A 22,217-nucleotide genomic window follows, 5' to 3' on the forward strand; every position below is an offset into this window, starting at 1 on the left:
GTAATTGACTCAGATAATTAAAACAAGAATTCAACTACTTTGACAACAAAAACTCCAATAAGACTGTAGTTGATTGAAACCTGTGTTGAAACTTTAAGAAAATAAAGTTTTGTTGTCTAGTAGTTGTCAGAAAAGAATAAACAATGGCAGGCAAGGACGCTTGGAAGTCAGGCTAATTGACTCGGTTGAGAGTAAAAAAGCTTCCGTTTCAGGTTGACAACTTGAGCGTAAGCAAGATGATCGCCTTGTTTTTTATATTGTTGTAAAGCAATATTGATATCAGATAATGCAGCGTGCTTGTGTCCTAATTGATGATGTAATACTGCCCGGTTAATATACGCTTGTGTAAGGTCGGGATTTAATTGTACTACTTGAGTAAAATCTTCAATGGCTGCTAAATAATCTCCTTGTCGATGATGAGCGCAGCCTTGATTAAAGTAGGCATTATAGTTGTGATGTTCTAAATCAATGGCTTGCTCAGTATCAGCGATCGCCTGACTATAATTTTTGAGCATCATATGAGTCAAACCACGATCATTATAGATTAGTGTTTTTTGTTCTTTATCGATTAGGCTAGGGGACATTAACGCCAAATTGTAATCTACAATTGCTTGCTCATAGTCTCGTATAGCATAATGAGCTAAACCGCGATTGTAATAAGCTCTATAGTCCTGCCGATCCCGTTGGATAACCTCTTGATATTCCGCGATCGCTAGCTCATATTTCTCCCTGAGATAATAAGCTAACCCCAAGTCAAGATGAGCCTCTGTATTCTCAGAATTATATTGAATGGCAAAAGTACAGTCAGCCTCAGCTGCCGAATAGTTTTGTAATTGTAGATTAACTAGACAGCGATTGCTATAAGCAGATCCAATTAAGCTGTCTTGCTGATTGATTACTTGAGTAAAGCCAATCAAAGCCTGTTGATAGTTATGTTGATGAACATGGTCTAGGGCAGAGTTGAAAATTTTGGAACTATTTACCTTAGATTCAGCCCAAACAGGAGAATTAAGCCAGAAAGTAATTGTCACAATTAAGGACAAAGTACCTAATAAGCATCGGTGTAAAACAATCTTCATATATATATAGGTAGATAAGAAAGCTACTATTTGAGTAGTTTTACTTTTACTGCTTAATAAATTGCCTAAACTTACAAAGAAATTCAAGAGACAACTGGTCAAACTTGTTTTATTTTGTAATAAATCACTAAATTTCTCATTTTTGCTTGTAGGCGCAACAACTAGCTGTAAGTTCAATTGAATCTTCATCTGGCAAAAAACGCTGTAGAAATAGGAATACTGATACCAAATGGCATTCTCAGCCTTAAGCTAATTCCTCTCATAAATGAAAGATTTTGATAAAACTAGTGTTTATCACTGACTACCGACGTACAACGGCACCAAAGCCTCGCCGTCAAGATTGGGGACTTGCCTCCTTGTCAGGTTCCTGGTCTCGCCGTCGCGTGTCTCCCGCACTAGATAGTAGACCGGGGCTCTTAACGTCTCGCGGAAAGTCAGCGAAGTATGGGAATTGTCGTTGATAAATACTGGTACAGATCCAGGCTTAGTACCCCTTGTTAACTCATTGTGAACTCCACCCAACACTTCTAAAAAACCGCCGTTGTGGTTTTGCATATCTGTTACACTATGTCCTTCCACTTTATAGCCCATAATCCAGGTCGTGGCACCTTCATTCAAAACCGCCGGGTTTGTGTCTTCCGGATTAATATGTCGAGCCCAGATCTTTTGACCCTCGCGAAACTGAAAGACTGGACCCAGAATGTTCGGACCTCCACTGACATTATCGAGAAACGCCTTACCTGCCCCAGAAGTACCCTGATAGACGACATTACGCATATTCATGCTGTGACGTAGCACAAGAGTACGCTTGGACACATGACGGAACCAGACCATTTTGGATCCCTCATACCTGACCCCTGCGTCTCTAAAGCCTTGGCTATCGGAGGTGTAATTGGGCGTAAACCCATCCTCGAGCACTAAAGGCGGACTGTTTTCATCACCTGTCTCAACCACAAACGCCGCCGTCTCGTTTTTACCGAAATTGCTATGATGCGTTACTATCGAAAAGAGAAAATTGATTCGAGTGACGGTCTGTGGAATGGTGTAGGGCTTAGAGATCTCGAAACGCCCTGGGTAAGGCACAAAGTAAAGGGTCGAGGCCCCAGAATTTAGGATAGCCTGAATGTCGTCGTTCGGATGAACCACCTGATACTCAGAAGGAGCTGTGAGGTCGGGGTAGGGCATGGCCAGGTCTGGGTATTGGCTTGGGTCTAGATAAGGTATGCCCGGCGCGTCTTCGATGGGTAAATTGAGCGAACTCATGGCTTGGGTTCGAGACAGCACCTTGGGCCAATGTGGATAGGAAACTTTCTCCTCAATATAGCCCCCTGGCGTAAAGACATGGTGCGTCATAAAGTTGCCGCCGTTTTGGACGATGGCTGGAAAACCGCTGTTCAGCTCGCTATCGATGACAACCACAAAAGAGTTCTCGTTCAGCTGGAGCGACTTGACGCTGGGATCGGTGTTTTCGCTCACCAGTCTCCGTATCGAAGCAGAGGTATTGTTGATGACAAACCCTGCATTCTCCTGATTGCGAAGGGTAACATACTCAAAGTTGGGATGTGTGGGCAAAGCCGTGGATTGCTCATCCACGAAAATCCCCCGGTCAAAGCCAGACACGGTAATATCGCGATAATATCCCTGAGTAACGCTGATCGAGAACCATATGCCGCACACGCCGTTGCCCGCGACAGTCACATTACTGATTTCTGCGGTGTTGGCTCCTCCAAAGCGAACTCCAACCGCTCCCCTATATTTGCCAGTGTCGATGGTCAGGTTACGCAAAACGTTAGTAGCGACTTCGTTGTTTACCTCGGTATCCGGATGGGCATAGCTGAGCAGTGGCGTAGGCTCGTCCCTATTGTTGAAATATCCCTCGGGATCACCTGTCAGTCTGATGATTGTGTGTTCCCGGTTCTGACCCACGAAGCGGATAGCATGCTCTGCACCCTGATCATTCTCACGCAGCATTTGTCCCCCAGTGAAGAGAATTGGTCTACTCACTTCATAGATCCCTTCGGGCAAGTAAATGATGTTACTCAGGTACTCTCGCGACCAGGGGTATTTGGGATTTTTTAACACCGCCCGATACTTCCACACGACACAGTCATATGCAGTGATCAAGGCCTGGGTATCATCTTTGCCGTCATTGGGAACGGCCGAATGTACGCCAAGTTTAGTTACATCTATCACCCGACCCCCCTCATAGTTAAGGGCTCCACTACAAGGATTATCGCCATCTCCCCAGCCATTGTCGGCTGTACCGCTCCAGCTAGAATTGGGTTCCCAGACAACCTCAGATGGATAGAACAAGTTGAAATCAACCCATTCTCCCCGATCTCCAACCCCAAGCCTGCTTTGGACTGGGGAACTCTCAGGCATAGGCGAGGCTTGCCAGAGTAAGACTGGTACGAGCAGCAGGAAGCTGTTCAACAGCATTGCCTTAACCCATCGTTTCCAGTACCGTGTTTTCATTCCATTCTCCTTTGCTTGAATCCCACATTTCGCGAGTTGCATTATACTTCTAAGAAGTTTCGATTCAAGTCCCTTACCTTAAAGCAGTTTTGGCGATTTGAATAGAAAATGTGTCATCGCAAAAAGTTAAAAATAATTCAAGACATAATAATGAAAATCTGACAAAAATAGTGATTTTTACAATTATCTATTGTGCTACATTCGTAACGTGCCTAATGTGGGGATCAAGGTGAGGTGCGATGATCCTAAATTTTAAAAAGTGGACTTTCTCCGTCGCTTCGATATTTCTCAGATGGGGGAATTTTGGATTGCTGATGGTTAGGAGCTCAGATCCCTTACGGCAATTGTTCAAATGGGGATTCTTCAATGGTAGTAATTCCTGGAGAATCTTCATTACTATCATTATTGGGTACTCCTAGTAAGCTATCTTCTGCTATCGGCTCAACTAAACTGTTGTCATCAGATTGATTAAAGTTATTATTAGAAGACGGACTACTATAATCAGGTCTGGTTATATCAAAATTTTGCTGTCTCAAGCGATTGCGTTCTACACTAGAACCATATTGCTCGGACAAACTAGATGAATAATCATCTGAATAATCAAAAGAATTAACTGAAGTGGGAGGATTAGAATAGGTGCCTGTAGGTATGCCCGTTTCAGAACTAGGATCTATTCCTGACCTACCACCTCCTTCAACTTCTGTCGGCGCAGGTGCAACTATAATATTCTTGTCTGATTTTTCCGCTTCTAATTGACTATTCTTCTGAGCAAAATCTGGTGAATTCTCTGTTTGTTCTTGAACAGCTTCACTTTGAGTAAAGTAATATATTATTCCCCCCAGCCCAAGGACAGCAACAGAAAGCATCACTACCCCAATTACTACTGGTAAATTTTCTGAATTTTTCCTCATTTTACTAATATGCATCTGCAATTCATTAAAGCTGGTCATAAAACCTAAAATCAAATGCAGAAATTAAGTTGATCGATAGCCAAGTTTACTTTACATAACTGTCACAGATTTAACGGCTTGCTTATGCTTTAGAATGTCCTGCATTTGAATGCACAACTATTGAATTTTCGTTTACTATTTCCTTAACTTTTAGACATTAGTTAGCAAAAGTAAAATAACCGATTATCATTGGCGAACAGCAGTTAATCTATGGAATCTAGTACCAGAATAAGTTTGAATTGAGGGGTAATCTTCTGACTCTGAACTCCGAACTTGTTTAGTATCCATCATTTTACAATTGGCAGACTACTAGTTAGGACTCGTAACTTTGAAGCGTCTCAGGAGATAACTTCCGTAGAATGGGAACAGCGCGATCGCCTAAATCACCCAAATTTTCTACGAGTATTAAATATTTATCTGCCTCTAAATATTCACGGTAGGGAACAGTATCACTACCTGTGTTTGTCGCCCAACCTACACCACCACCGACTAGGACGCTGCCCATTGCGCCTCCAATAGCACCCAAAACTCCACCTACTATATGGTTGCCTGGTTCTCCTGCCCAACTGAAGGTATCTAACCCCGTAATTAGGTCAAATACATACCCGCCGAAAAAACCAAAGGGGATCAACCAATACGCCATAAAAATCGCTTTTTTCTTGGCCTGTATTACAGGATCGATTAAGCCTAGCTCATCAGCAGTTTTATAACCTTTTCCAGCGATCGCAATCTTCGCTAGAGGAATACCTCCCTTTTCTAACGCTGTATAAGCTTCTTCCGCCTGAAAGCGATCAGGTACAACAGCAATTAGATAATTCATTTCTTAACTCTTAACCCAATCAAACATCAATTAAAATCCTAGCGCAGTAGAGTATTGAAAATTCATTATTTAATTATGTAATTGTCAATTGTTTACCTCTGAGGGTAGGAAATGTTAGTCAACCACAGGTTGCAATTTCTGTTTGAGCCTCGAATCCCACAGCTAAAAGCAGTGGGAGTAGGTCAATTATGTTCAACAATTAGCTTAAATGAGGTGGAATTGGAAATATTAGTAATCGATGCTCGATTAGTCACTCCAGTATTGTACCGTTGTAAATCAGATAAACAACATAAACAGGCGATCGCCAATAAGCCAGTTAAAGATAAATTTCGTACAAAAGTCAAATCTTGTCTCAGCTTTATCATTTCTGCAGTAAGTTGGTTTAGTAGCATTTTATTACCTTGATAGACTGCTAGTTATGTGATTTATCCCTTGCGCAACTTTTTTTAGCTATTGTTTAAATAAGATTTTCAGAAATAAGACGATGTCAGAGATTGTCTATATCCTTATTCTTTCATAAAAATTTGCATCACAAGTTTTAGATATGATGTAAAGACGATTGATATGCGGTTGGTTGTTTCCTAATCAGGATAAAGTTTACTCTGTGTTAGTAATTTAGAAGCATAATTGACATATGAATCAATGGAATGTGGCACTTTATGAAGAAAAACATAGCTACGTTTGGCAATATGGCTCAAAAATCATAGAAATACTTGGACCTCAGTCAGGAGAGCGTATTCTAGATCTAGGTTGTGGAACTGGGCAATTAACAGCGGAGATTGCGGCAACTGGTGCAGAAGTAGTCGGTTTAGATAGTTCAGAATCAGCGATCGCTCAATGTGTTCAAAATTATCCTCAGATTGAATTTAGAGTTGCCGATGGTGCCAACTTTTCCTGCCAACAACCCTTTGATGCCGTTTTTTCTAACGCAGCTTTACATTGGATTCATCCTCCAGAAGCTGCAGCTCAATGTATTTATCAAGCTTTAAAGCCAGGAGGACGATTTGTAGCAGAATTTGGTGGCAAAAATAATATCAAACAAATCATTGAAGCAATTAATCGAGCTTTGGCAACACCTCAATACAATCCTTGGTATTTCCCTAGTATTGCTGAATATAGCAGTCTCCTCGAACAATGTGGATTTAATGTTGGTTATGCATCGCTATTTCCTCGTCCAACAAAATTAGACGGTGAAAATGGGTTGTCAAACTGGCTCAAAATGTTTGCTGGCGATCGTTTTTCTACCCTGGAACCAAAAAAGAGAACGGCCATCATGAGTCAGATTGAGTCTGAATTGAATTCTGCTCTATTTCGAGATGGTCATTGGTGGGCAGATTATCAAAGAATACGTATTGTCGCTACTAAACCAGATAATCAACTTTTATATTAGTACAAGATAAAAAAATGTTATGTCATCTAAAATTGCAGTAGCGATCATTCATGGAATTTGTGTCGGAACAGAGTTTGATGAGGTGGAAAGTTATAAATTCACTAGTGGAATGGCACAAGCCCTAAAGCTAAAAGTAGCGGATATAGCAGGACAATCAGGAAGTGAAGACCAAAAAATAGAATGGGCTGATTCCAAGTTAGCTATCTCGGCAATCAATTGGACTCCCGTATTACGAGATGAACGCAAGAATCTTTATGAAAGATTAGGAGTAAATCAGCTAGATAGCTTTTTCGGTCTACGAGAATTCGTCTTTCAAGCGATCGCTGATAGCTTAACTTATCAAGTTACTCACTCTAAGATGGAGGATCTTTGGGGTTATGACGGTATTCATCGTTGTTTTGCAGAGAGTTTAAATAGTTTGGCACAGGAAGAACAAGCGGGAAAAGATGCACCGTTATGTATAATTGCTCATAGCTTGGGAACTGTAATTGCAAGTAACTACATCTACGATATGCAAACCCAAAAAAGTCAAATCGATATTGGCGATACGCCACTAGAAAGAGGAGAAACCCTTACTTCTGTTTATACTTTAGCCAGTCAAATTCCTTTTTGGTCTTTGCGACATTCTAACTTCGACCATCCTATTCAAGTCCCCTCAGAAAAACTTGATCGTCACCATCCAGATTTGAAGGGTGAATGGATAAATTTTTTCAATAAGAGCGATATTCTGGGATATCCATTGAGATCGTTAAACGAAGCTTATTCCAATGCGGTGACGAAAGACCGAGAAGTTAACGACGGGGGTTTATTAGAATCTTGGAATCCTTTATCCCACTGTAGTTATTGGACTAGTGAAAGTGTAATCAAGACTATAGCTGCTGGTTTACACAAGATTTGGCAGCAGCTTGAATCATATTCTGATGGCTGTTAAGTCAACCAGACTTCCGCCCACGATAACCAATTGATTTTAGAACTCGATTTAGTTCCTTACGCAATTCAATACTGCTAAACGCTTCTTTATCAAGGCACTTAAAGCTAATAAATAATACCAAGATCTAAAATTAAAACTTAGACTTGGCAGTTATCAGAAGATAAAGTCATAATATGAATGAAGAATGCACTCTAGCAACATATATTGACTGTATTTTGGGCTACAGATATGAGAAAGAAATAGACGAGATCCAAATTTATTGCTAATTTTTCAATCAAATTAAATTATTTAAAATAAGTCTCAAATTTAGATAATGTCATATTATTCCAAACAAATAGAAAATGGACGGTGGGGTATTTATATCGATCACCAACTAGTTGCTACAATAGGCTGCTTTGATACTTGTCAAAAGATCGTCCAATGTTTAGAAACTCGCTTGGTAAACTCAGAAATATCCGACTTGACGAGCAAAAACTCTGTAGTTCCTTATTTTATGAAGATGAAATTGAGAGCATAAGCTACTCTCAATGAACTACTCATCCTGCTGGCGCATTAACTAACTATCCTGTTGTAAATTAGCAAACAAATTCTGCCAGTCGGTTTTTCCCTGTTGTGATTCCTCTCTCACCTCAAAGGTTTTATTGACAGCTTGGGGTAAATTCATTGCCTGGATACATAACTCGGCGATCGCATCTCGGCTAACTTGCCCTCTAATATTATCCCCTTGTTCAGCGTATAAAATTTTATCTCCAGGTTGTTCGGTAAGTGCGCAAGGACGAATAATGGTGTAGGTTAAGCCACTTGCTTTAATAGCTTCTTCTCCCTTCAATTTCCAGGTTAAGATTCCTCCTAGTTGCTCATTCATGCGCACAGCAGGTGGTTCTTCTTCGAGGTTTATGCCTGGACGACCAGGACGGGTAACTCCCGCTGAACTTATTTGAATAAATTGGGGTTTAGCTTGACCACCATAGGCTTTGATATATTCTACTTGTAAGGTAAATGAACCAGCTTCAAACTTTGGATTTAGTTCACCATCGTATTCAAACTTACTCAACATCAACTGCATTGAATATATTTTGCTGGCATCTATCTTGTTGGCATCTTCAACGGTTTTAGCCCGAAATACAGGAATCAAATCCTGAAAGGGAATCCGAATAGTGGTGGGAAAATTGTAAACTGTATCAAAGGAATAACAGTAACCGATACCATCCCATTTACCTTCACAACGAGCAATAAATTTATAACGTTTGCCGTCACCAATGACTCTTAATTCAATTCCTTCATAATCTGATAAATCTAGTGGAGTATCAAAGTTTCGAGTACGTACAGAAGCAAACCCCCCATTATTATCTGTAGAGACAATACCGGAAAAGATAGCTTTACCATCCGCTAGACGAATATTACTTTGACTAACGCCTCCCATAACTACGTCATCTATTGCTCCCCAAGTTTCTTTAATCTCGGCATTGGGATTAGTAAAATCAAAAATTAGTTTGTTAGTCGCAGGAGGAATATGAGCAGAAACAACTTTGACTAAGTTTTTCATGCCTTCATATTCCACTAGTTCAGGAGTATCTACTACTTCAGGCAGATAAAATTTGATTCCCTGATAATATTTTTCCCTCGTTGGCGTATCACCTTCTACTGGTTGTACCTTAGTTCCTGTGCAGCAAATAACTGTGCTAACATCCTGCATCATTTCTGGTTTTAAGGTTTCTGGAATAGTGATATCGGCTTCAAATAATTCAACCCGGCTATCTAACATATCTTTAGCCCTAGCTACATCTCTAATCAAAGCTCGCACTTGGTAATTTTGTTCTAGTAAATTTTTGACGACTCTCTTGCCAACTCCACCTGTTGCTCCAGCTACTAGAATTACCATACTTGTTTGTTGTTTAGATTTTTGTAATTGACTACGTTTAAATATACGTTGCCAGCAGTTAATAAAAGGAATAACCTCAAAATAAGTTAGAGTTTGCCAAAGTCTACCCAACTCCCACTTCGCCACAACATCACCTTGCGCGCAATAATAAATTGATCTTAAACTTTTTTGTCAGTTCTTTGCTAAAGGTACTTCTTGGTTATACCAGGTTACTTAAATAGTTAAATACGATGATTAAAAGGAAGATGCTAGGAGATTGTGTTTTAACAAGTGAGTCTTAGAAGTCTATTCCGTTTTTTGATTTCAAGCCACCAAAACCGTTTAATTTTATAATCCTAATTTAAACCATGCCTACTATCTTGATTTTTTTATAAGTAATACATTCGTGCTGATCTCGTTAGGATGCATTTTTTGAGAGGGCATGAATGATTACGGTTGAAACTTTAAAATAATTATTAGGGAATAATCAAGAACATCAAATCAATTAGCTTAAATACGAAAACTTGACTGTGGGCTTATTTGATTAAACTCAATAGTTTTAAGAATCCCCAGAACCAACTATTTAAAGCAACTAAAATAATTGCTTATGTTTTCTTCACTAGTTAATAAGCTTTATTTACTTAATGTGAATAGCTGACCTTATTTCCATTAAACAACTTTGTATATCTGAGCAAAAAATTATTGATTGATTGTTAGTCGTTAGTAAAAGGTAAAGGGTTATTCGAATAAATACAAAGATTACTATCCAGTTTTTATCAATTTTCTAATTTTTCATCTCTAGAGCTTTATATTTATTTAATTTTTGCTGAAAAGTATTTTATTAAAGGTTTTTGGGGATTATCTGTTTTTTCACTTTTGTTGTTACATGACTACTATTTATTGTTTTAAAAAGCTTTCTGATTTATCAAGAAAAAATATTTCTCTAACTATCATTTTCTTTACTTTTTGATTCTATCTTGTAGAAACCAAGCAAAAAATTAATCTAAAGAATAATCATGAAACTTCAATTTAAAGCTTTATCTATTACTCTCGGTTTAGTTGCTCTTTTAGGAGCTTGTACTTCTGTTAAAAGTGGAACTCCTGATATTTCTGATACTGACAGTGCAGTAGAAGTATCTCCCGATGGAATCGAAGGCACTGAAATGGAAGCTAGTGAAGAACTAGAAGGTACTGACCTAGAAACTAGCGAAGAGCTAGAAGGTACTGAACTAGAAGCTAGCGAAGAACTAGAAGGTACTGACCTAGAAGCTAGCGAAGAACTAGAAGGTACTGACCTAGAAGCTAGCGAAGAGCTAGAAGGTACTGAACTAGAAGCTACTGAAGAGCTAGAAGGTACTGAACTAGAAGCTAGTGAAGAACTAGAAGGTACTGAACTAGAAGCTAGTGAAGAAATCGAAGGTACTGACCTAGAAGCTAGCGAAGAGCTAGAAGGTACTGAACTAGAAGCTAGCGAAGAGCTAGAAGGTACTGACCTAGAAGCTAGTGAAGAGCTAGAAGGTACTGACCTAGAAGCTAGCGAAGAGCTAGAAGGTACTGACCTAGAAGCTAGCGAAGAGCTAGAAGGTACTGAACTAGAAGCTACTGAAGAAATCGAAGACGCTGAAAATGCTGAAATTCAAACTCCTGAATTAGAAGCTACTGAAGAAACAGAACCTACCGATCAATCAAGCATTGAAGGCACTGTTGATAATGCTCTAGAAACTGGCGATAATGCTTTAGAAACTGGTGAAGAAGCAGTTGATAACGTTGTTCCTGAATTAGAACCTGCTCAATAGTCTCAATTCACTCGTCGAATATGATGAGATTTAACTGAATTTTAATTAGAGTTATTAAAAAAATCTTCCTAAAATTTTTAGGAAGATTTTCTTTTTATTGCTTGCCCACATTCATCAACTAAATTTCTGAACTATGCTGTGGGAGCTGAAAAAGAAATAGGTACTTCCTCTGAATGACGACTTTTGTTAAATGCTGCTTGGACAAAACCTAAAAAAAGAGGATGGGGATTATTGGGGCGAGAACGAAATTCAGGATGAAACTGAGTAGCAATAAAGAAGGGGTGCTCTGGCATTTCAATTATTTCTACTAAACGTCCATCAGGAGATGTACCGCTAATTTCATAACCTGTTTCTAGAAATAGATTGCGATAAGCGTTGTTAAATTCATACCGATGACGATGACGTTCATAAATTACTTCCTTTTGATATAGAGAAAAAGCTAAGGTATCAGGTTTGAGACGACATGGATAAGTTCCTAAGCGCATTGTTCCTCCCAGGTCGATAACATCTTGCTGCTCTGGTAGTATGTTAATAATCGGATTGGAACTTTCAGGATCAAATTCAGAACTATTCGCATCTTTAAGATCGGCTACATTTCGCGCCCACTCGATCGCACAACATTGCATTCCCAGACACAAGCCTAAAAAGGGAATTTTTTCATTACGGGCATATTTAATCGCTGCGACTTTGCCATCTACTCCCCGAATGCCGAAACCTCCTGGTACAATCACTCCGCCCACATCCTGTAAATATTTAGCTGCGCCATGAAGTTCAATATCTTCCGCACTCACCCAGCGTAAATTCACTTCACAATCAGCGGCGATCGCACCATGCCCTAAAGCTTCAACTACCGATAAATAGGCATCACTCAGTTGTATATATTTACCCACAATCGCCACTTCAATTTTGGTGCGACTGGAGTTCATCTTAATCACCAAATTACGCCAATTTTCTAGATCGGGTTGACGTTGTTCTAAGTGTAATAATTCTAGGGTTTGTTGCGCTAATCCCTCTTGTTCGAGAATAAGTGGCACTTCGTAGATAGTACTGGCATCGAGAGATGTAACCACTGAGCTTACAGCTACATCACAGAATTCAGCAATTTTTTCTTTGATGCCAGGAAATAAAGGGCGATCGCAGCGACAGACTAAAATATCTGGTTGAATACCAATTGAACGTAATTCTTTGACTGAATGTTGAGTCGGTTTTGTCTTCATTTCTCCCGCAGCGGGAATCCAGGGAATTAGGGTAACGTGCATATAAATTACATTATTCCGACCCACATCTTTACGAAATTGACGAATTGCTTCCATAAAAGGTAAAGATTCAATATCGCCAACCGTCCCGCCGATTTCAGTAATCACTACATCGGAACCAGTGTTACTGGCAACGCGATGAATTCTCTCTTTGATTTCGTTGGTAATATGGGGGATTACCTGAACCGTACCGCCATCATAGTCCCCTCGCCTTTCTTTATTAATTACTGATTGATATATTGACCCAGTAGTTACACTATTAAGACGTGACATGGATGTATCAGTAAAACGTTCATAATGTCCTAGATCTAGATCGGTTTCCGCTCCGTCATCAGTTACAAATACTTCTCCATGTTGATAAGGACTCATCGTACCAGGATCAACATTAATATAGGGGTCAAGTTTGAGGATTGATACGGAGTAGTTGCGAGATTTTAATAACCGACCTAGACTAGCAGCAACAATACCTTTACCAATACTGGAGACGACACCACCAGTAATAAATACAAATTTAGTCATAATAATTTCTCATATTTTTATTGGATGGTAAGTAAATTAATCTAGTAATCTATGACTAATCAAATAGACTAAAATCAGGACTGATTTAGTCCATAAGCTTATAACGTTACTGGAATCAGGTACTTCATACAAGTATTTTTCTTGGTATTTTAGCTAAAAAATTACTTCTAAAAATCTATTTGCCAATGAGATGCTAAATAATCTCGCACATCAAAAAAATCTTGCCACTGAACATAGGATTTTTTTTCATCATCTAGATATTCCGTGAGGCGATCGCGGGCAAAAACCAAATCAGCCGCCAATGCCATATTAATATCAGTTACAGAATCACCAATAGCAATTTTCTCTATTGCTGGATATTTAGCCATCGCTTTAACTTTAGCCACTAGTTCGGTATCACTTTCAATTGAGGAATAAACTCGTAAATATTGACCTGTTTGATCGACTTCTCCCGCATAAATTCCAGCTATCTTATTTATTAGCTGTTGACGTTCTAATAATGCTTTGACAACGTCTGTTAATCCCCCAGAAATGATGACACAAGGAGTTTTGACATAGTTAAGAAAATCTAAAAAATCTTTTAATCCTGGACGAATTGGTTGATTAGCAGTATGTTCAATAATCTGCGGGTAATAATTAGTTGAAATTGACTCTAGAGTTTGTCGAACACCTTCTTTTAGAGTGATTTGACGGCTGAAAATCATCGGAAGTAGCTGAACGGATACTTCGGGAGCAAATTTTTTGACCATAGTGACAAAAGTATCCTGAGTGGTTATTGTGCCATCAAAATCACAGAAAACAACTCTTGAAAATTTCATTATTATTAATACAAAGTGTTCAACAGACTAGTTTATTGCAGGACCAGAAAACGTTATGATCGACTCATAACTATCTCATTGATAATCAATAGTTTATATTATGGGAGAAGCAAAGCGCCGGAAAGAAGCATTGGGAGAACAATATGGACAAAATTCTGAGAGGATTTTGCCCTGGATACCCATCACCAAGGCTCAATCAGAAAAATTTCTGAAACTGACAAGTACAGGAGCTTGGATTGGTATTGGGATTATGATCGCTGTTTGGGTAACGGTTAGATTCATTGGACCAGCATTTGGGTTTTGGGAAGTTTATTAAAAAAAACAATCTGGCAGACTTGAAAAATTTAAAATTAGTTTAGGTACATAAAGCAGGTTAAGAGATGAGCGAACAAAATCCCTACGAACAACTTGGGGTCACGGAAAATTCTTCTTTTGAAGAAATACAAGCTGCTAAAAAACGGCTGTATGAACAACACGGGAATGATAGTACTGTTTTAGAAAGTGTCGAAATCGCTTACGATACCATTATTATGGACCGTTTGCGGTTACGCCAAGAAGGCAAGATTAAAGTGCCAGAGAAGATTCGCTTTCCTGAACGTACAGTTGAAAAATCCTTGAAAGTACCGCAGATGGTCAACGATAATTCAGCTGCTTGGTTACAAGATTTTATTGATACTCCCTCTCAAGCTGATATTTTGTGGCCGACTGGAATTTTCTTGACTTTATCAGCGATCGCTGTATTTTCTCAGAATACAGAGGCCTCCATAGTGCCACTGCTCATGGCTTTAGGCTTTATTGCTAATATCTATTTTCTTAATCGCAAAGAAGGTCGTTCTGGGCGAGCGTTTTTAATGAGCTTTGTTACTCTATTTGCCGGAATTGCTCTTGGCACAGTATTGGTTAACTTGCTTTTTAGCCAAGGTAATGTGACAGTCTTAGGAGGAGATCAATTTACTTCAGCAGTGACTTTTTGTCTTTTTTGGCTGGTTAGCTGTTTTTTACGTTAGTTTTAAATCTCAATGTCGATTCGATAATATTTTCATTTATGCAGAGAATAAACCTCTACTTGCCAGTTAACTAGAGGAAGAATAAACAATAATTTTACGACACTTGCTTTCTTGGTTGTTTCCCAAGAGGCTTGCTTTTCATGTCTATAGCCACTTATTTTAAATACGATTTGCTATGAAAGTATTTTTTATCCAATAACGAATTTATTTGATTCTAAAAGCCAACCTGTTGCCCTATTAGCTTGCCAAGAAAAAAGCTGTTGGAAAAGTTATCTTGTTCAGATGGAGATAGAGGTCTCATCTGAACAGTTCCGCTTATGAAGGCTATCAGTTACTTTTTTAGTTCTCAAGATAAGTTGAGAGATAAGATACTAATAGCTGACAGCAATCTATTTTCCAACACTGGATAATACATCAGTAGCATGGGTACTAGTATTTACATTGTCATCAACATGAGTAATATTACCGTTGCCATCAATAATGTAAGTTACGCGTTTAGCATACCCCCCACCATCAACATCATAAGCTTTGGTAATTGCTCCATCGCTATCAACTAGAAGCTTAAAGGGCAAGCCATACTTTTCTTTGAATTGTTGATGAGATGCTTGATCGTCCATGCTCACACCTAAAACTACCATGTCTTTATCTTGGTATTCCGCAAAATTATCGCGGAAGCTTTGGGCTTGTTTGGTGCATCCGGGAGTGTCGTCTTTAGGATAGAAATACAAAACAACTATTTTGCCAGCAAAATCTGATAAAGAAATGCTGTTCCCCTCATCATCGGTAGTTGTAAAAGCTGGAGCAGTTGTGCCTACTGATAAAGTCATAGTCTAAAAATCCTATTTAATCTGGCTTTCACTTTTAAACTTTAACGTAATTAGACGATGACAGATTAATTAGGTGTGTAATAATTCGAGCTTTAACTGGGCTTAATAAATATATGGTAAAAAAATATTTAGTAAAATACTGAAATTAACGAAACTTCAAATTCTAATTAGAAATAGTATCTTTGGCAACAATTAAAAGTAAATAAATAAATTTTATGAATAAAAGTTACGAGCCGAGAATTGAACCCCGTTCTAGTATTGAAAGAATTTTAGATAATAGTTTTTATTGGATCGCCAAAATTTTAGCTTTTGCGATCGCAGGTGTTTTGGTTTGGATTACAATCCAAGTAGCGATTAAAGCCATGCCTGCTGTTCAACAATTTGGTTTAGACTTTCTGACTACTAGTAGCTGGAACCCTGTTAATAATCAATACGGAGTCTGGCCGGCAATTTACGGTACTCTGGTCAGTTCATTAATTGCTCTGGCAATTTCTGTGCCGATTGGTCTGGGAGTAGCTATTTTTCTCAGTGAAGATTATTTTCCCCCGGCAGTTCAGCGAATTATCGTTTTTTTGGTAGAGCTATTAGCTGCTGTACCTAGTGTGGTTTATGGACTCTGGGGCATTTTTGTTTTAATTCCTTTTCTCAAAGGTTTTACCCCCTTAAGGGGTCCAGGGATGTTACCAGCCGCTTTAGTTCTATCGGTAATGATTTTACCTACTATTGCTGCCATTTCAAGAGATGCAGTAACTAATGTAGATATAGGTCTACGTCAAGCTGCGGTAGGCTTAGGGGCGACTCGTTGGGAAGCAATTTTACAAATCATTTTACCAGCTGCGTCTTCAGGTATTATTGGTGGCATTATGTTGGCTTTAGGGCGTGCATTAGGAGAGACAATGGCTGTCACAATGCTGATCGGGAACTCCAATAAAGTAGACCCTTCAGTGTTTGCACCTTCAAATACAGTTTCTTCTCTCTTAGCTAATCAATTTGCGGAAGCCAGTGGTTTACAGGTAGCGGCGTTAATGTATGCAGCATTAATTTTATTTGTCATTACCTTGGTGGTAAATGTGCTTGCTCAGTTACTAGTAACCAGACTACAAAAAATTTAAAAACATCATCGAGATTAAGTAAAACGAGTTAATAAAATAATGACTGTAAAACAAACCCCAAAACATGAGGATTTTGAAGTAGTTAGCCTAAAACGCAATCCCACCTCGCCTCGTACCCTTTTCGGTTTAGTTATGAGTGGCATTGCTGGTTTATTTACTTTCATAGCAATTGTGCCTCTATTTATTATTCTGACTTATCTCCTAACCAAAGGGATCAGCTCTCTCTCAGCCTCTGTCTTTACGGAATTACCCCCTCCTCCTCTAGTCGATGGAGGTGGTTTTGGTAATGCCATCTTAGGAACAGTTATTATGGTGGGAATTGGAGCACTGATAAGCGTTCCTCTGGGAATTATGGCGGCGATTTATCTCTCAGAATTTAATGAGGGCAAAGTTGCCGACTGGATCCGTTTTGCGACTAATGTTTTGAGTGGTGTACCTTCAATCATTGTGGGCGTATTTGCCTACAGTGCTATTGTCTTGACTACCAAAAACTATTCGGCATGGGCAGGTGGTTTTGCTTTAGCGATTTTGATGTTACCAATTATTGTCCGCACAACTGAAGAATCTCTGAAGCTTGTGCCTCAAGAAGTTCGTCAGGCATCGGTCGGTGTTGGAGCTAGTCAATATCAAACAGTTTTACAAGTCGTTTTGCCTGCGGCGATACCAGCCATTATTACAGGGGTAACATTAGCGATCGCTCGTGCTGCTGGGGAAACTGCACCATTACTCTTTACGGCTTTGTTTACTCAATATTGGCCCAACTGGGACAACTTACTAGTTGAACCGACTGCTTCTTTAGCAGTATTAGTTTATAATTTTGCGATCGTTCCTTTTAAAAATCAGCAGGATTTAGCTTGGGGGGCAGCATTTATTTTGGTACTTTTGGTTTTAGCAACCAGTATCATTTCTCGTTTAGCAACGGCAAAACGTACATATTAATCAAGCTTGGCTATTAGCTATCAGCTCTAATCTTTTCCCTACAAAACAATGGTATTCACGACAAATAAATCATAAGGGCGAACGACCGTTCGCCCCTACAAACGGTAATGATCGTGTTTTTAATTTAAATGGGTATCATTTGCCCTGGTTTGTTTGCGTCGGCGAGAAGCAATCAACCTCGGTAATTTAGTGAGTGCCATAATCAAAAGGCTAATTACTAAAGCAGCAGCCAGAAAAGGTAGAGTTAAAGCCAAAATAGACAAAACTCCAGAGCTTAAGGCTTCAATAGTTGCGACCAAGAAATTGCCTGTTCCTCCTGTCATTCCTGTAGAAGCTGCCCGAGTCATAGCCGTAAAGGTTTCAATTATTCCTGCTGTTCCCCCTCCGGCGATCGCTGCCAGACCCCATTGCAACACGGGATTTATATCACCTAAGTTAGCGGCAGTTAAAATCGTCCCAATAGCAACTGCGGTAGGGATTTCAATCGTATCTAGTAGATTATCTACAACGGGAACATAGTAAGCTAAGATTTCGACAATCGTAGCAATTCCCAAGGCGATCACTGCTGGATAAGTTCCCAACCACTCAAATCCAGATGATAATTGCAAATCTCCAAAAAGAGAGGCTAAACTCATCGCTAATGGTGGCAAAAATAAGCGAAATCCAGAAGCTGCACTCAGAGTAACTCCCAAACAGAGAGCTAATATAATTTCCATATCTTTTCGGCTATAGAATTAAAATAAATTTTTCAGTAAAATTTTTCAGTAATAAGTAACGACGAATAAATAACAACGAACGATAGAACTATAGTTGTTTGTTCAGAGAACTTAACAGTATTTTTCTTTCCGCACGAGCGATCGCCTGATAAGTTTTTTCGACTGCATTTGGTTCAACGGAAATTGCAGTAACTCCCCATTTCACCAGTTCCTCAATCAGATTAGGATACTCTACTGGTGCTTGACCACAAATACAGCAATCGATACCGTTATCTTTAGCAGTAGTAATTAACTCAGAGATCGCCTTGTGCATAGCTGGATGATTAGCATTTAAACCACGATCGCTCAAATCAGACTGTTCTCGATCCGCCCCCAAAAGTAACTGGGTTAAATCATTAGTACCAATAGCAATACCTTGAACCCCGGCACGGATATAATCAGGGAGTAAAAAGATTACCGATGGGACTTCTGCCATAATCCAGACTTGAAATGATTTTTCAGCAGTTAAACCAGTATTTTCTAAACAACGATAACAAAATTTGAACTCTTCGACACTGCGAACAAAGGGCAAAATCAAATTTAGATTTGAATAACCTTCTGCTGTAATATTTGCTAGTGCTTCTAATTCTAAAGAGAATAAAGTAGGATCGGCTAAATAACTATATGTACCTCGAGAACCTAAACTAGGATGGTGTGAGTCTTTAGCATACCAATCAAGAGAGCGATAAAATACAGGACGAGGGGCAAAAGCTGCCACAAATTGATAGAGAGAATCAGTCAAGGCAGAGAGAAACTGAGTTCGAGATAATTCTTCTCGCCAATGGTCTATTGACTGAGAAGCCAATAAATCTGCCAGCATCAATTCTGAACGTAATAGCCCAACTCCATCCACCGGTAAATCAAGAGCATTGGCAAGGCTTTCCGGCTGAGAAAGGTTAACCATGAGCTTAGTAGCGATGGGATAGTTGGGCGTAAACAAATGGTCAGGAGACAGATGAGACCGTGATAATTGTTTGGCCGCAGCAGCGGGATAAACATTGCCGTCATTCCCATTCAATAACACCTCTAATCCATTGTGAAGAATCTTAGTCGCATTGACAGCATTAACCACCGCCGGAATACTTAATTCTCTAGCGATAATTGCTCCATGACTGGTTTTGCCACCTGTTTCGGTAATGATTCCCTTAACGTGCTTAATCAAAGATACCTGATCGGGAGTAATGTTTTTAGTGACCAAAATGCTAGCAGCAGGAATAGAGAATGATTGAGTTTCAAAATTCTCAATGACGATCACCTTCGCTAGAACATTACCTGGAGAAGCTGCAATACCAGTTAATAAGGGTCGTATTGATGATGAAGGTAGTAAAACTTGAGTTACTTTCTTGGGAAGTAGATTGGTAGACGAAGCTAAAAGATGATTAAACTGAGTGAAGTAAAAATGTGATATCGACTCAGATTGATCTTTTATCTCTGGCGCTACCCAAATTAGATATTTAATCTGTGGTTGTTTCTCTAAAATATCTTGGGTCAACTCAAGTAGTCTGGCGATCGCCTTTGGCTCTAAAACATAAGTATCCGAGGAGGTTTCCTGAGGAATATAGCCTTCCAAACAATCGGATAATGGTGAGGTGAGGTCTATTTTTTGGGGACGATATGCATAGTTTTTATGTCCCAGATGGCGTGATATTACATAGCCTGAATGACGATCTACATAATATTCATCTGGTTCTACGTCTCCTTGGATTAAACTCTGCTCTAAACCCCAACTAGCTTTGATTCGGAACAAACCCGAAGCAACTTCAATACTACCCGAAGCATAAGCAGATTTTAATGGTCTAACTAAAATCGCCAGCTCGATTTTTTCGACACTCACCCCTAATTTATGCCAATATAATAAACTTTTGGCAGTAAATAATTCTGACCAAACTCGTTTGATTGCTTGAGCTAAAGCTTCGGGATTATTATTGCAAGTATGCGATCGCCATAAACCGTTACTATCTAGATGTTGATGATGGGGAATGGTGACAAAAGGTTGCAGAATAAAACTGTCCGCATTTAATTGCTGTACTACTTGAAAGATCTCTGTTTGCCATGCTATCGGCAATTTAGCCTGGTTAATTATTTGCCGGCTTTGGCTGGCAAGTGACTGTAGAGCTTGATAGTCATTAACATTTAAATATTTCCAGGAATCAAACAAACGATAAATTAAAGACTGTTCCTCTTTTAGATTGGCTAAAAACTGATGTAATAGGTCATTACTTAAAACTAATCCGGGGAAAATTGAACATTCGTGTTGAAGTAATTGGCTGAGGATAAATAGTTGTTCCCCAACCAAAAACTGTTCTGAATGCTGAATTTGTGAAAGCCAGTAAATATAGCTCACTGTTTTACGTAACAGCAACCAACTCTTGCTCTTTAACTAAAGCTTTTGCTAAGAATTCGTCACTTAATTTCATAAATGCCTTGGAACCTCCAGAATTTGGCATGGCTAAAGTGACAGGGGTAAATAAATCAACTGCCTTGGCAACATTAACATCCATCGGAATTGATTGTTCAAATAATTGTTCAGGATAAAAGTCATCTTTAACTCTTTTCATAACCTGTTTATAATATCTGCCCATCAGTCCACCGGCAGAGAGAATAAACACAATTCCCAAAAGATTTACATCTAGAGGCTGAATATTTTTATGGCTTTCTCTTAGTTTGGCAATTCTCCTTTCTAATAGTTGAATTCCCACTAAAGATAAAGGTTCGGGTCGCGCAGGCAACAGATAATAATTACTAGCAGCAATACCACTACGGGTTAGTAGATTATATCCTGGGGCACAGTCAAGAATAATGAAATCATATTGATCGATGACTGGTTCAATAATTTGTTTGATCAGAATTCTCTCAAAGTTATCCCAAACTTTTTGAAACTCTTGTTCATCATTTTCAACAGCTTGTTGATGTAACATTTCTGAGACTCGATACTCATCATAAAGTTCAATATCTCCCGGAAGTAATTCTAAACCATCTATTTCGCAAATATTGGGGACAATGATATCTTGAATCTCTAATTTACTCCAAGGATTAGGATTAATTACATTATCCAGGAGATAGCTTAAAGTATGTTTCTTCTTACGTAATTTTGCAAAATCGTGGGGCGAGACCAAACTCAAGGTGGCACTAATTTGTGAATCTAAATCTAAAACTAATACACGCTTGTTATGTCTTTTAGCCAAACAGGTAGCAAGATTAACAGTTAGAGTAGTTTTACCTACTCCACCTTTCATGTTGACGGTGCTGATGATAGTTCCCATGTTTGAAATTCCTAACAGTCTCAGTTAACGTAAGTGTGCCAGAAGATATTGTGACAAGGATAAATCATAATATTTCCTAAAGTTTTTTAAGTCAATAAAGATAACTATACCTAGCAATAAATCTGGAGACTTGTGGGAATAATTTACTTTGGCGAACTCGTATTTAATCGAATACTGCTGATTTTTATCAATCTAAAACAATTTTTGAGAGCTATAAAATATGAAGTTAATTTTAGAATAGTTAATTAAATGCAGTTTTTTTTAAAAAATTAGAACATAGTAGTTGGCAGCTTTTATTTAGTTAGTAGTTTTGAATTCTAAGCTGTAAATTGAGGGTCTATTAATGGCGGTATTTTAGGCAAAATTTCATGATTAAGGATAAATCTTGGTTCCCTTTAGGCGATCGCTAGATCAACTAA

The 22,217-nt window shown here is 38.9% G+C and carries 19 protein-coding genes; 8 read left to right on the plus strand and 11 right to left on the minus strand.

All coding sequences use genetic code 11. The features are described from left to right. Positions 1-167: 167 nt before the first annotated feature. The 4 genes from PLEUR7319_RS0127630 to PLEUR7319_RS0127645 form a co-directional block, all read right to left on the minus strand. Positions 168-1,079, minus strand: coding sequence for a tetratricopeptide repeat protein (locus tag PLEUR7319_RS0127630; RefSeq protein ID WP_036800951.1), 912 nt, complete (start codon positions 1,077-1,079; stop codon positions 168-170). 294 nt (positions 1,080-1,373) lie between these two features. Beyond that, positions 1,374-3,554 (minus strand): glycosyl hydrolase family 28-related protein, encoded by a 2,181-nt coding sequence (locus tag PLEUR7319_RS0127635; RefSeq protein ID WP_158441886.1) that lies wholly within the window; start codon positions 3,552-3,554, stop codon positions 1,374-1,376. Between the two features lie 335 nt (positions 3,555-3,889). After that, positions 3,890-4,504: a hypothetical protein gene (locus tag PLEUR7319_RS0127640; protein WP_019508476.1), complete on the minus strand. Its 615-nt coding sequence runs from the start codon at positions 4,502-4,504 to the stop codon at positions 3,890-3,892. A gap of 313 nt (positions 4,505-4,817) precedes the next feature. Continuing rightward, positions 4,818-5,324 (minus strand): hypothetical protein, encoded by a 507-nt coding sequence (locus PLEUR7319_RS0127645; RefSeq protein WP_019508477.1) that lies wholly within the window; start codon positions 5,322-5,324, stop codon positions 4,818-4,820. 111 nt (positions 5,325-5,435) lie between these two features. Here PLEUR7319_RS0127645 and PLEUR7319_RS0127650 point away from each other — a divergent pair, with 111 nt between their 5' ends. The 3 genes from PLEUR7319_RS0127650 to PLEUR7319_RS0127660 all read left to right on the plus strand — a co-directional run bounded on the left by PLEUR7319_RS0127650 (position 5,436) and on the right by PLEUR7319_RS0127660 (position 7,645). Further along, positions 5,436-5,729, plus strand: coding sequence for a hypothetical protein (locus PLEUR7319_RS0127650; protein WP_019508478.1), 294 nt, complete (start codon positions 5,436-5,438; stop codon positions 5,727-5,729). A gap of 229 nt (positions 5,730-5,958) precedes the next feature. Continuing rightward, positions 5,959-6,714, plus strand: coding sequence for a trans-aconitate 2-methyltransferase (locus tag PLEUR7319_RS0127655; protein ID WP_019508479.1), 756 nt, complete (start codon positions 5,959-5,961; stop codon positions 6,712-6,714). 19 nt (positions 6,715-6,733) lie between these two features. Beyond that, the gene (locus tag PLEUR7319_RS0127660) at positions 6,734-7,645 is read left to right on the plus strand and encodes a hypothetical protein (protein ID WP_019508480.1); all 912 of its coding nucleotides are present in this window, start codon (positions 6,734-6,736) and stop codon (positions 7,643-7,645) included. 556 nt (positions 7,646-8,201) lie between these two features. Here PLEUR7319_RS0127660 and PLEUR7319_RS0127670 read toward each other — a convergent pair. After that, positions 8,202-9,653, minus strand: a complete 1,452-nt coding sequence (locus PLEUR7319_RS0127670; RefSeq protein WP_019508481.1) for a CIA30 family protein — start codon at positions 9,651-9,653, stop codon at positions 8,202-8,204. Positions 9,654-10,522: 869 nt separating this feature from the next. Between PLEUR7319_RS0127670 and PLEUR7319_RS0127675 the strand changes: the two genes are divergently transcribed. Next, complete coding sequence (locus PLEUR7319_RS0127675) at positions 10,523-11,302, plus strand: hypothetical protein (protein WP_019508482.1); 780 nt, start codon at positions 10,523-10,525, stop codon at positions 11,300-11,302. Positions 11,303-11,433: 131 nt separating this feature from the next. Here the strand turns inward: PLEUR7319_RS0127675 and PLEUR7319_RS0127680 are convergent, their stop codons facing one another. Continuing rightward, positions 11,434-13,077 carry a CTP synthase gene (locus PLEUR7319_RS0127680; protein ID WP_019508483.1) on the minus strand — a complete coding sequence of 548 codons (1,644 nt, stop codon included), beginning with the start codon at positions 13,075-13,077 and terminating at the stop codon, positions 11,434-11,436. A gap of 167 nt (positions 13,078-13,244) precedes the next feature. Next, positions 13,245-13,895 (minus strand): HAD-IB family phosphatase, encoded by a 651-nt coding sequence (locus PLEUR7319_RS0127685; protein ID WP_019508484.1) that lies wholly within the window; start codon positions 13,893-13,895, stop codon positions 13,245-13,247. Positions 13,896-13,995: 100 nt separating this feature from the next. Here PLEUR7319_RS0127685 and PLEUR7319_RS0127690 point away from each other — a divergent pair, with 100 nt between their 5' ends. Beyond that, on the plus strand, positions 13,996-14,211 hold the full coding sequence (locus PLEUR7319_RS0127690; protein ID WP_019508485.1) for a DUF2839 domain-containing protein: 216 nt from the start codon (positions 13,996-13,998) through the stop codon (positions 14,209-14,211). Positions 14,212-14,275: 64 nt separating this feature from the next. After that, positions 14,276-14,902, plus strand: a complete 627-nt coding sequence (locus PLEUR7319_RS0127695) for a CPP1-like family protein (protein WP_019508486.1) — start codon at positions 14,276-14,278, stop codon at positions 14,900-14,902. Between the two features lie 389 nt (positions 14,903-15,291). On the opposite strand, the gene PLEUR7319_RS0127700 is transcribed toward PLEUR7319_RS0127695, so the two are convergent. Continuing rightward, complete coding sequence (locus tag PLEUR7319_RS0127700; RefSeq protein ID WP_019508487.1) at positions 15,292-15,729, minus strand: peroxiredoxin; 438 nt, start codon at positions 15,727-15,729, stop codon at positions 15,292-15,294. Positions 15,730-15,944: 215 nt separating this feature from the next. On the opposite strand from PLEUR7319_RS0127700, the gene pstC reads away from it, so the two are divergent. Both pstC and pstA read left to right on the plus strand, forming a co-directional pair. Next, positions 15,945-16,841: a phosphate ABC transporter permease subunit PstC gene (pstC, locus tag PLEUR7319_RS0127705; protein ID WP_019508488.1), complete on the plus strand. Its 897-nt coding sequence runs from the start codon at positions 15,945-15,947 to the stop codon at positions 16,839-16,841. Positions 16,842-16,880: 39 nt separating this feature from the next. Further along, positions 16,881-17,780: a phosphate ABC transporter permease PstA gene (gene pstA / locus PLEUR7319_RS0127710; RefSeq protein WP_019508489.1), complete on the plus strand. Its 900-nt coding sequence runs from the start codon at positions 16,881-16,883 to the stop codon at positions 17,778-17,780. Between the two features lie 119 nt (positions 17,781-17,899). Here pstA and PLEUR7319_RS0127715 read toward each other — a convergent pair whose 3' ends face one another. From PLEUR7319_RS0127715 to PLEUR7319_RS0127725, 3 genes are all read right to left on the minus strand, one after another. Beyond that, entirely contained in the window at positions 17,900-18,496 is a 597-nt protein-coding gene (locus tag PLEUR7319_RS0127715) for a DUF4126 domain-containing protein (RefSeq protein ID WP_019508490.1), read from the minus strand. Between the two features lie 88 nt (positions 18,497-18,584). After that, the gene (locus PLEUR7319_RS0127720; protein ID WP_019508491.1) at positions 18,585-20,897 is read right to left on the minus strand and encodes a putative PEP-binding protein; all 2,313 of its coding nucleotides are present in this window, start codon (positions 20,895-20,897) and stop codon (positions 18,585-18,587) included. After that, positions 20,884-21,798, minus strand: coding sequence for a ParA family protein (locus PLEUR7319_RS0127725; protein ID WP_036799176.1), 915 nt, complete (start codon positions 21,796-21,798; stop codon positions 20,884-20,886). Before PLEUR7319_RS0127725 ends, PLEUR7319_RS0127720 begins: the two co-directional genes overlap by 14 nt. Positions 21,799-22,217 lie beyond the last annotated feature (419 nt).

Source organism: Pleurocapsa sp. PCC 7319 (assembly GCF_000332195.1).
GTDB lineage: Bacteria > Cyanobacteriota > Cyanobacteriia > Cyanobacteriales > Xenococcaceae > Waterburya.